This is a genomic window from Polaribacter sp. YIW18 (genome assembly GCF_057219325.1).
The window spans coordinates 96,063-104,784 of sequence record NZ_JBXVVE010000009.1 but is presented as its reverse complement, the minus strand read 5'-3'; the positions used below and the strand labels follow the sequence as shown (position 1 = coordinate 104,784).

At 29.4% G+C, this 8,722-nt stretch carries 12 protein-coding genes and 1 pseudogene; 5 read left to right on the top strand and 8 right to left on the bottom strand.

Features of this window, described 5'->3' with window-relative positions; all coding sequences use genetic code 11:
- Window positions 1-112, top strand: a pseudogene (locus AC2D6T_RS10470) (IS982 family transposase); the annotation flags it as partial.
- Between the two features lie 69 nt (window positions 113-181).
- Here AC2D6T_RS10470 and AC2D6T_RS10465 read toward each other — a convergent pair.
- Window positions 182-1,333, bottom strand: coding sequence for a sensor histidine kinase (locus AC2D6T_RS10465; protein ID WP_484681456.1), 1,152 nt, complete (start codon window positions 1,331-1,333; stop codon window positions 182-184).
- Window positions 1,334-1,490: 157 nt separating this feature from the next.
- Between AC2D6T_RS10465 and AC2D6T_RS10460 the strand changes: the two genes are divergently transcribed.
- Window positions 1,491-2,351 (top strand): flavin reductase family protein, encoded by an 861-nt coding sequence (locus AC2D6T_RS10460; protein ID WP_484681455.1) that lies wholly within the window; start codon window positions 1,491-1,493, stop codon window positions 2,349-2,351.
- A gap of 14 nt (window positions 2,352-2,365) precedes the next feature.
- A complete protein-coding gene (locus tag AC2D6T_RS10455) occupies window positions 2,366-2,737 on the top strand; it encodes a DUF3127 domain-containing protein (protein ID WP_298947125.1) in 372 nt (123 codons plus the stop codon).
- A gap of 121 nt (window positions 2,738-2,858) precedes the next feature.
- On the opposite strand, the gene AC2D6T_RS10450 is transcribed toward AC2D6T_RS10455, so the two are convergent.
- Together AC2D6T_RS10450 and AC2D6T_RS10445 are read right to left on the bottom strand one after the other, a co-directional pair.
- On the bottom strand, window positions 2,859-3,104 hold the full coding sequence (locus AC2D6T_RS10450; protein WP_484681454.1) for a DUF1456 family protein: 246 nt from the start codon (window positions 3,102-3,104) through the stop codon (window positions 2,859-2,861).
- Between the two features lie 17 nt (window positions 3,105-3,121).
- Entirely contained in the window at window positions 3,122-3,751 is a 630-nt protein-coding gene (locus AC2D6T_RS10445) for a YqaA family protein (RefSeq protein WP_484681453.1), read from the bottom strand.
- 123 nt (window positions 3,752-3,874) lie between these two features.
- Here AC2D6T_RS10445 and aat point away from each other — a divergent pair, with 123 nt between their 5' ends.
- Window positions 3,875-4,504, top strand: coding sequence for a leucyl/phenylalanyl-tRNA--protein transferase (gene aat / locus AC2D6T_RS10440; protein ID WP_484681452.1), 630 nt, complete (start codon window positions 3,875-3,877; stop codon window positions 4,502-4,504).
- Between the two features lie 151 nt (window positions 4,505-4,655).
- On the opposite strand, the gene AC2D6T_RS10435 is transcribed toward aat, so the two are convergent.
- The 4 genes from AC2D6T_RS10435 to AC2D6T_RS10420 form a co-directional block, all read right to left on the bottom strand.
- Window positions 4,656-5,384, bottom strand: a complete 729-nt coding sequence (locus AC2D6T_RS10435) for a head GIN domain-containing protein (protein ID WP_484681451.1) — start codon at window positions 5,382-5,384, stop codon at window positions 4,656-4,658.
- Window positions 5,385-5,480: 96 nt separating this feature from the next.
- Window positions 5,481-7,154 carry a PspC domain-containing protein gene (locus AC2D6T_RS10430; RefSeq protein WP_484681450.1) on the bottom strand — a complete coding sequence of 558 codons (1,674 nt, stop codon included), beginning with the start codon at window positions 7,152-7,154 and terminating at the stop codon, window positions 5,481-5,483.
- Window positions 7,147-7,491, bottom strand: coding sequence for a PadR family transcriptional regulator (locus AC2D6T_RS10425; RefSeq protein ID WP_298947118.1), 345 nt, complete (start codon window positions 7,489-7,491; stop codon window positions 7,147-7,149). Before AC2D6T_RS10425 ends, AC2D6T_RS10430 begins: the two co-directional genes overlap by 8 nt.
- 10 nt (window positions 7,492-7,501) lie before the next feature.
- Window positions 7,502-7,930 carry a DUF4870 domain-containing protein gene (locus AC2D6T_RS10420; protein WP_484681449.1) on the bottom strand — a complete coding sequence of 143 codons (429 nt, stop codon included), beginning with the start codon at window positions 7,928-7,930 and terminating at the stop codon, window positions 7,502-7,504.
- 153 nt (window positions 7,931-8,083) lie between these two features.
- On the opposite strand from AC2D6T_RS10420, the gene AC2D6T_RS10415 reads away from it, so the two are divergent.
- Window positions 8,084-8,539, top strand: a complete 456-nt coding sequence (locus AC2D6T_RS10415) for a DUF4442 domain-containing protein (protein ID WP_438989234.1) — start codon at window positions 8,084-8,086, stop codon at window positions 8,537-8,539.
- Here the strand turns inward: AC2D6T_RS10415 and AC2D6T_RS10410 are convergent.
- Window positions 8,536-8,688 (bottom strand): hypothetical protein, encoded by a 153-nt coding sequence (locus AC2D6T_RS10410; RefSeq protein ID WP_298947115.1) that lies wholly within the window; start codon window positions 8,686-8,688, stop codon window positions 8,536-8,538. The genes AC2D6T_RS10415 and AC2D6T_RS10410 overlap by 4 nt on opposite strands.
- Between the last annotated feature and the right edge of the window lie 34 nt (window positions 8,689-8,722).

Genomic DNA, 8,722 nt, shown 5'->3' with positions numbered 1-8,722 from the left:
TACTAATTTCTTGTCTAATATTGTTGCAGGGCTTATTGCCTATAGCTTTTTACCTAAAAAGCCGTCCATAAAATACCAGACAGTCAAAACAAATCAACTTGCATTTTATTAATCGAACTCAGGTTATTAGAAACTTTTGGTTTTTATTAACTACAATTACTCTTTCTATATTTTGTAATTTTTAAAACTTTTCCAACAACATCTCAAATGTAGTTCCTTTACCAACTTCAGATTTTTGGACAAATATTTTTCCTTTGTGGTAATCTTCTACAATACGTTTAGACAAAGATAAGCCTAAGCCCCAACCACGTTTTTTTGTAGTAAAACCTGGTTTAAAAATTTGTTTGTACATTTTTTTAGGCATGCCTTTTCCTGTATCTGAAACTGTAATTTTTACTTTTTTCTGTGTATTTTCTATTTTTACTTGTAAACTGCCTTTGCCAGACATAGCATCTATAGCGTTTTTTAGTAAATTTTCTATCACCCAACCAAATAACTCTGTGTTTAAGTTTGTGTAAATAACATCTTCTGAAGCCCAAAATGTAGAGGAAATTTGCTTAGAACTTCTAGATGTTAAATAATCGAAAGCTGTTTTTGTAATGGTAACAATATTTTCTTTTTTCAATTCGGGTGTAGAACCAATTTTAGAAAAACGATTGGCAATAGTGTTTAATCTACTAACATCTTTTTCTATTTCTTCGACATACTTATTATCTACTTTTTCCATTTTTAAAATGGCAATCCAGCCTAATAAAGATGACAAAGGTGTGCCAATTTGATGGGCAGTTTCCTTTGCCATTCCTGTCCATAATTTATTGGTTTCTGCAATTTTATTAGAATTGTAAAATAAATAAATTACACTTAAAAATAGTATTAAAATTAAAATTAAAGCAATTGGGTAATAGGTTAGTTTGTCTAGTAGTTCAGAATCTTTATAATATACAAATTGTTTGTTTTTTCCCTTATAACTTACTTCTATGGGTTTGTTTTGAGACTTCATAATTTGCAACTGTTTCGCTACATAGTTTTTATCTAAAGACTTTACAGGATCTAAGTTTTGTATCTCTAAAATTTCACCTTTAGCATTTACCAAAATCATAGGAATGTTATTGCTACTTTCAATTACTTTTAAAGGTAAATCTACACTTGCATTTAAATCGGAATTTGTTGCCAATTCTTTTTGTGCAGCTGCTAAAATTTCTATTTTAATTCTTTCTTCTTTCTTAAATTTTTGGAAAAAGATAAACGTATTCCATAAAACGAGAGAAACGATAACCAAAGAAGTTAAAACAGCAACTCTTTTAAAGAAAAAGGTATTGGTTGTAAAATTCATAAAAACAAATATAAAGGTTTCAAGGATATAACTCATTTGTTAATTTGATAGTATCTTTACAAGACATTTTTTTACTAAACAAATGTTTTTTTGGTACGGTTAAAAGATATAGTTCTCAATTGGGCCTTAATAGACATTTTAAAAAATTACAATTTTTATGTTAAGTATAGATCCAAAAGAAATATCAACAGGAAAATTACATAGTTATTTATTAGGTAGTATTGCACCAAGACCCATCGCATTTGCTAGCACAATTGATACTAATGGCAAGCCCAATTTATCACCATTTAGTTTTTTTAATGTTTTTGGAGCAAATCCGCCTATTTTAATATTTTCTCCAGCAAGAAGAGTTAGAGATAATACTACAAAACATACTTTAGAGAATGTTTTGGCTACAAAAGAAGTGGTTATCAATATTGTAAATTATGCTATTGTACAACAAATGTCTTTAAGTTCTACAGAGTATCCAGCAGGTGTAAACGAGTTTGAAAAAGCAGGATTTACCATGCTAAAATCAGACAAAATAAAACCATTTAGAGTTGCAGAATCTCCTGTGCAATTAGAGTGTAAAGTAAATGATGTTATTTTTACAGGTGATGAAGCTGGAGCAGGAAATTTAATTATTTGCGAAGTTGTAAAAGTGCATATTTCTGAAGATGTTTTAGATGCCAATGGAGGCATAGATCAACATAAAATAGATTTGGTTGCAAGAGCAGGAGGTAGCTACTATTCTAGAGCAAGAGATGGCTTTTTTGAAATACCCAAACCCATTCGTACTTTAGGGATTGGTGTAGATCAAATACCCAAAGAAATTAGAAATAGTCCTATTTTAACAGGCAATAATTTAGGTATGTTAGGTAATGTAGAACAGTTGCCAACAAAAGAAACTGTTAATAACTTTGCAAAAGAACATCCGCAATTTATTGGGTTAGAAACCCTAAAAAAACATACATTTGCGCAAGAGTTTTTAAATAAAAATGATGTAGAAAGTGCTTGGAAAGTGCTTTTAATTAAATAGTTAAGATTTATATTATGGAAGTTATCGGGAAAATAAAATTAATTGGAGAGGTACAAACTTTTGGTTCTAATGGTTTTAGAAAAAGAGAATTAGTTGTTACTACAGACGAGCAATATCCGCAAATGATTATGATTGAGTTTGTGCAAGACAAAACAGATTTGTTAAATAGCTATAATGTTGGCCAAGATGTAAAAGTTTCTATTAATTTAAGAGGTAGAGAGTGGATAAACCCACAAGGTGAAGCGAAATACTTTAATTCTGTACAAGGTTGGAGAATTGAGAACTTATCTCAAACCGCATCTCAAAATCAAAATTTACCTCCAGTAGACCAATTTGAGCCAGCAAGTAAAGTTTCTGACGAAGAACCAGATGATTTACCATTCTAAAATAGTCAGTAGTCTTTAGACGATAGACAATAATAATCAATAAAAAAGAGTACAATTTTTAAAATTGTACTCTTTTTTATTATTAGTCAGTTTCAGTTTTTCTATTAAAAAAAACTAAAAACTAACGACTACCGTCTTTCTTTGGCATTGGCCCACGTAAATGTATAATTAAGCCATTTAAGAAGTTTCTTAAAATTTGATCACCACATTCCATATACTTTGGATGGTCTTCGTTTCTAAAAAAAGCCCCTAATTCACCTTTACTTACTTTAAAATCTACCAATTTGCAGATTTCTATAATATCTGTATCTCGCAATTTATGCGCTACACGTAATTTTTTAAAAATATCGTTGTTTGTTAATCCCATAATACAAATGTAAACTATTAAGTAACTACTTTAAAAATTGCCCACCCATAAACTGCAAATCGTAAAAAACGAAATACCCCAAAAACAACCACATTTTTAAAAGGATATTTAATCATACCTGCAGCTAAACACGCTATTGAGAAAGGTAAAGGTAATAATGCACCTACTAAAATTAAAAAGCCACCCCATTTTTTAGTGTTTTTTAAATTGGCAGCCATTTTTACTTCTAAATATTTTTTTACAGCAGGTATTTTTAAAGTCATTTTACCTAAAAAATAAGACAATAAACCACCAAAATAAGATAGTGTTGCTAAGATGGATAAATTTAAAATCGGTTCTGGAGTTTTTTTAGTCCAGGCTATAAACATTTCTGGTGGTACTAAACCCAAAAGTGTTTCTGAAATAAAAAAAGTAGTTAAAATACCAATTCTAGAAAAAGTTTCTGTAATAGTTTCTAAACCCTCATTAACATCGTAAACATACTTATTAAATAAAAATAAGAGTAAAACCACCAAAACAATAGGTAAAAAAGCTCTTTTTAAACTTTCCCAAACAAATAGATAAAAACCTGTTCTGCCATAGTAAATATGTAATCTTTTGCCAATAAAAGCAGTGTTCTTTTTCCTTTTTTTCTTCTTTTTATTCAAAAAAATAGCGTTTTAATGAGCTTACAAAAGTAAGAACTAATTCTAAATAAATTGCGTGTATTATAATAGATTAACTGTTTTTTGTGAAATGGTTAAATTTGCAAAAAAAAAGATAGATTTTAAATGATTTGGCTTTCAGATACTATTGCATTTCCACCATATCAATTTACAACAGAAGAAGGCATTATTGCTTTGGGTGGCGATTTGTCTGAACAACGATTAATTCATGCTTATAAAAACGGAATTTTCCCATGGTATTCTCAAGGAGATCCTATTATTTGGTATTGCCCTTTTGAAAGAATGGTACTGTTTCCAAATGATTTAAAAGTATCTAAATCCATGAAGAAAATCATCAAAAAAAAAGAATATATAATAACAGAAAACAAAGCTTTTGAACAGGTGATTTACAACTGTAAAAGTATCGATAGAAAAGATGATTTGGGTACTTGGATTACAAATGATATGGAGCAAGCATACATTAACTTACATAAAAAAGGAATTGCAAAATCTGTAGAGGTTTGGAAGGACGCAGAATTGGTTGGTGGTCTTTATGGTTTGGAAATTAATGGCGTTTTTTGTGGCGAAAGTATGTTTAGTAAAGTTTCTAATGCCTCTAAATTAGCCTTTATCCATTTGGTTAAAAACAAGAAGTATCAATTAATAGATTGCCAAGTTTATACTGATCATTTAGCCAGTTTGGGCGCCAAAGAAATTGATAGAACTACTTTTTTAGAAATTTTAAAAACATACTAAAAAGTAAGCGCTGTTTTAAAAAAAAACAGCGTCTTACCAAGTAAACTAATAAAACCAAGTATTAGTAACTATATTAGAAGTTAGCTTTCTAATAAATTTTTATTCAGTATAAGGTTGATGCTTATAATTAAGCACCCTTTTTAATTTCCAATTAGTATTTTTGAGAAATGCTTCCACCAGAAGAACTTTTCTTAGATATTTTTTTCGGATTTCCTTTAAAATCTACATCACCACCACTAGAAGCTTTTGCTTCTATTTTTTCTGAAGCAAAAACATCTATATCGGCACCACTTGCTGCACTTACAATTACATTGTTACTTTTTAAATTATAGGCATTTATAGAGCTGCCACTTGCAGCATTAGATGCATGATTGATAGCTTTTCCACTTATTTCTATAGTAGCACCGCTTGAAGCGCTTGTAGATATATTTTTAGCATCAATTTCTATATTTATATCTGCACCACTAGAACTAGATAGGGCAATTTCATTCGCTTTTATAATGCCTTCTCCATACACATCACTTCCACTTTTGGCTTTTAAAGAGTTTAATTGGTTTATAGTAACAAATACTTTTCTAGCCTTTGCTTGCCAAATATTTTTTTCTGTGTATATTTTTAAAATTCCGTTCTCAACTTCAGTAACAATGATGTCGTGTAAATTTTCATCTGCTTCTACAGATATTGCCGTATTATCATCTTGAGAGATGTATAAATCGATACCATTACTTACGTTAATCCCCATAAAATCTGGTTGTAAAGTTCGTTGTTTTGTTACAACATTTCTGTTGCCATTTACGCTGTTAAACATGCCTACACTACAAGATGCAAGTAAAGTAGTTATAAAAAGTACTGTTAAAATTCGATTGATTGCTGTTTTCATAATAATGCTTTTAATTTTGATGGTAAATATCTCATAATAGACGCTTACCCTCTAAATTTAGTAGCCCAGTTGTTGATTGTTTCGGTTGAGTTGTAATTATATAGTTGCTTTAATTTCTATTTTTTCTTCTTCCTTTTTACAATCTGTACATTCTAAATAATTTTTTTTCATTCTAAAGTGATGATTCCCCATCTCTCTCTCATCAATACCATCCTTATTTCTAACATTCATTAAAAAATATCTCATAGAATTATCAAAATATACTGTGGTTTTCTCAGGAACAAAGAAGGTGATTTTTACTTCTTCATCTTTAAAAATATTTTTTACATCTGATAAGAAGAAAGCGTTTAATACTACTTGATTATTTGTAAAGTTGTATTTGTAATTAATTTGTTCTGCATTTTTACGAGCTTTAATGCTACTTCTACCATAAGATTCTTTTTGTATTACAAAATAAGCTTTATCTGTATTACTTTTTTCAACATCTACTCGTAAATAATTAGAATACAGTTTTATAGTATTTTCTATTTCTACTTCTTGTTTACTATAGGTTCTTTTTAGATTATGTCTGTAATAAATGCTATCATCATTTACCATTTTTAAGATTAGTGTATCTTTTTTAGTAATATTTAGCTCTTGTTTTTCTACATATTTACCATAATTAGCATGGGTTGTACCAAACTCGATTCCTGTAAAAATGATAGCTAATAAGGCAATTAACCAAATACCTAATAATGTTAAAGAAGTGGTTTTGCTAAACTGTTTTACATTGCTTGATAAAATTCTTAATCCTAAAATAAACAGTACAATAAATGGAATACCAATTAAGGTAAACAAGCAAATAGTTAACACCCATTTTGGTAAACTAGCATCATAAAAAAAATGCGGATAGTTTATAAAATTGCCATCGATGTTTAAAAACTCTATGCTACCTACAGAAAACCCTCCAATAATTAGAGATAAAATAACAGCAGCAGCTATAAATACTAGAATAACACCTATAAACTTTCCTATAACTCTAAAGAGCACTAGAAATAGGTTACCAATAGTATTTAAAAAATCTTCTATACCATTATTTTTTTTTGTCTTTGCTGAAAAAGTTTTATTTATTTTTTCTGAAAACTCATTTGCACCATCTTTAATTTTTAAAGACGCATTGTTGGCAAAATCTTTTACATTTTCAGAAACATGTGTAAACTCTTCTCTAATTTTTTTTTCTATGTTATCTATATTTACAGGTTCGCCTTCCATTTGTAATTTTTCAGCAGTGGTTTTAGCTTCAGGTAATAAAATCCATAAGATGATATAAAGAATAATACCAAAACCAGCTCCAAAAAATAAGGCTAATAGGCCTAAACGTATCCAGATTGCATCAATATCAAAATAGTGTCCAATACCAGAAGCAACACCACCTAAAAACTTGTCATCACCATCTCTAAATAGTTTTTTACCAGATACGTTATTTTTTTGGGAAGCGTAATTGGCATCAGAATAGGTTTCTTCTGCTTCTGCATAATCTTCTGGTTGTCCCATAATTGCAATAATATCTTCAATATCGCTTTCATTTACAACCTGTCTTACGTCTGTTATTTTTTCTGATAAAAGCTCGCTAATACGTGCTTCTATATCGGCAATAATTTCGTTTTTTCCCTGCGGATCTTCACTTAAAGATCTAGAGATAGATTCTAAGTATCTTTTTAATTTTTGATAAGCAGTTTCATCTATATGAAAGAAAAATCCGCCTAAATTTATATTTATTGTCTTATTCATTTGAAGTTGTTTTTGTGCTAATTACTTGGTTTACTGCGTTAACTAAATTGCTCCATGTTTTGTCTAATTCTTTTAAAAACATGCCTCCGTTTTCTGTTAAAACGTAATATTTTCTTGGGGGGCCAGAGGTAGATTCTTCCCATCTGTAGGTTAATAAACCTGCGTTTTTTAAACGGGTTAATAATGGGTAAATCGTGCCTTCTACCACAATCATTTCTGCATTTTTTAGAGTTGAAAGTATTTCAGAAGTGTAAGCATCTCCATTTTTTAAAATGGATAAAATGCAGTACTCTAAAACACCTTTTCTCATTTGTGCTTTTGTGTTTTCTATCTTCATATATTGTGGTTTATTTTATGAAATTTATTGTAAATGGATATTTGTAGTTTTCGCCATCTCTAGCTTTTAAAGAGGCAATAATAACTAAAGCAATACCAACTAAATAAATAATACCTGCTGCAGAACCTAAGCCAATAACACCTAAAATATTTGGGGTAAAATCTAAGTCGAAATGAAAATGATGACCAGCAATTAGGTTTCTAAAAAAAGACCCAAAAGCAAAAGGAATAAATAGTAAGGTTAATATAAAAGCATATAGGGTATAGCTAATATTAAAGTTTACAGCTTCTTTACCTTGCGCATCTAAAAATGCACTTCTTTCTTTTAATGTTTGCCACGCAACAAGTGGTGTAATAATATGACCAAATGGAAATATAAAACCTGCAAAAGCAGAAATATGAATTAAAAAAGCGTTTGTGTTTTGGGTGTTATGTTTCATATTTGAATTGTATATAATACTTTCTTATGCAAATATATGTCTTTAAAAAGGTATTATGTAATACATAGTACTGTAATTAACAAAATATTAACATTTAAATTCTTCGTTTGATTTATTAAAAAAATGGTAAATTGCTAATAAATACAAGATAAGATGAAAATAACACCCAACCGTATCAATTCTTTTATGTTTTTTAAACTACCCTTGGGATGGCTCTCTGGTTTAAGGGTAAAAACCTTAAAGGATGGTGTTTGTACTGTACAAATTAAGCATCAATGGATAAATCAGAATCCGTTTAAAAGTATGTTTTGGGCTGCCCAAGGTATGGCTGCAGAAATGTCAACTGGTGCTTTGGTGATGTATGCTATATCTCAATCTAATCAGAAAGTATCTATGTTAGTTACCAAACAAGAAGCAGAGTTTTATAAAAAGGCAACTGGTAAAATTATGTTTACTTGTAAAGGTGGTCATACAATAAAACAAGCAATTGAAAAATCTATTGAAACAAAAGAAGGGCAAGTGATTACCTTAATTTCTCGAGGAAAAAATGAAGAAGGAGACGTGGTGTCTAAATTTAGTTTTGAGTGGAGTTTAAAAGTAAAAAATTAATCTTCTTTATTTCTTAAAATAGGTTTAGGTCTCTCTTCTGTATAATCACAATCTTGAAAAATACCACAAGAAACTCCAATTCTCGCTAAAGATTTTGTTTCTTCAAACTGTTTTGATAATGCTTCAATTTCTGGAGATAAGTATTTCATCTTATAAATTTAATAAAAAAAACTGAATTCTTAG

Bases quoted from the DNA above. Each gene is read 5' to 3' on its own strand.
- AC2D6T_RS10465 (WP_484681456.1), bottom strand. From the start codon at position 1,333: ATGAATTTTACAACCAATACCTTTTTCTTTAAAAGAGTTGCTGTTTTA.
- AC2D6T_RS10460 (WP_484681455.1), top strand. From the start codon at position 1,491: ATGTTAAGTATAGATCCAAAAGAAATATCAACAGGAAAATTACATAGT.
- AC2D6T_RS10455 (WP_298947125.1), top strand. From the start codon at position 2,366: ATGGAAGTTATCGGGAAAATAAAATTAATTGGAGAGGTACAAACTTTT.
- AC2D6T_RS10450 (WP_484681454.1), bottom strand. From the start codon at position 3,104: ATGGGATTAACAAACAACGATATTTTTAAAAAATTACGTGTAGCGCAT.
- aat (WP_484681452.1), top strand. From the start codon at position 3,875: ATGATTTGGCTTTCAGATACTATTGCATTTCCACCATATCAATTTACA.
- AC2D6T_RS10435 (WP_484681451.1), bottom strand. From the start codon at position 5,384: ATGAAAACAGCAATCAATCGAATTTTAACAGTACTTTTTATAACTACT.
- AC2D6T_RS10430 (WP_484681450.1), bottom strand. From the start codon at position 7,154: ATGAATAAGACAATAAATATAAATTTAGGCGGATTTTTCTTTCATATA.
- AC2D6T_RS10425 (WP_298947118.1), bottom strand. From the start codon at position 7,491: ATGAAGATAGAAAACACAAAAGCACAAATGAGAAAAGGTGTTTTAGAG.
- AC2D6T_RS10420 (WP_484681449.1), bottom strand. From the start codon at position 7,930: ATGAAACATAACACCCAAAACACAAACGCTTTTTTAATTCATATTTCT.
- AC2D6T_RS10415 (WP_438989234.1), top strand. From the start codon at position 8,084: ATGAAAATAACACCCAACCGTATCAATTCTTTTATGTTTTTTAAACTA.
- AC2D6T_RS10410 (WP_298947115.1), bottom strand. From the start codon at position 8,688: ATGAAATACTTATCTCCAGAAATTGAAGCATTATCAAAACAGTTTGAA.